Below are 703 nucleotides of genomic sequence, written 5' to 3'. Positions count from 1 at the left end.
CCATGCGAGAAGGGGGAGAGCTCACGTTAACATGCTGCGTGCTTTGTTGATAGTGTAGTACGTTCACCCCGTGCGCGTGTGCGCGGTTTCGAGGGCGTGCTTCGCGCCCGGCCGACCGCGGGCACGGCGGGGCGCAAGGGTGCGCTCAGACAGCTGCGCGAAGATGCCGTCCGTCATCCGCTACTGCTCCGCGGCCACGCCGATCAGACCAACCTGGTTGAGGGCCTTCACGGGTGCGGACAGGTCGCCGGAGAAGGCCGCTATCGCCCCCTTCTTCAGCCGCTCGGCCGCCTGCTTCGTGATGCTCTCGATACCCGGCACGAGGAACGGGCGGGCGGGGATGTTCTGATCGGGGGCACCGTACTCGTTGAGGTACGCCAGCATGGCGTTCGTCGGCAGGTTGGGCTCGCCGGGTTCGGGCTGGCGGCCGGCCCCGTCTGCCGGAAAGCCGATGGCGACGCGCTTGCCCAGCTCGCGCAGCACGCTCTGCGAGAAGGGAGAGAGCTTGGCGGGCGTGGCCGCGAACTTCGATTTCATCGCCATGGCGAACCTGCGGTGGTGGGGGCCGGCGCCAGCCTCCGAGAGGGAGCCGCGCCGGCATGCGGGGTTAGGTTTTCGAAGCACTCGCCGCATTGCCTCGCCCGGCCACGGAAAGCCGGGAACCGCGCCGGGGAGGACTCACCCGAGCGTGGCGTCTGCATCC

At 68.8% G+C, this 703-nt stretch carries 1 protein-coding gene; it reads right to left on the bottom strand.

Going from position 1 to position 703, the window contains the following annotated elements; genetic code table 11:
• Positions 1–180 precede the first annotated feature (180 nt).
• On the bottom strand, positions 181–543 hold the full coding sequence (locus tag MKK75_RS20875) for a hypothetical protein (RefSeq protein ID WP_244044433.1): 363 nt from the start codon (positions 541–543) through the stop codon (positions 181–183).
• Positions 544–703 lie beyond the last annotated feature (160 nt).

It is taken from the genome of Methylobacterium sp. J-030 (genome assembly GCF_022829545.1).
Classification (GTDB): domain Bacteria; phylum Pseudomonadota; class Alphaproteobacteria; order Rhizobiales; family Beijerinckiaceae; genus Methylobacterium.
The sequence above is the reverse complement of the archived record's forward strand: the minus strand, read 5'-3'. Positions and strand labels throughout refer to the sequence as shown.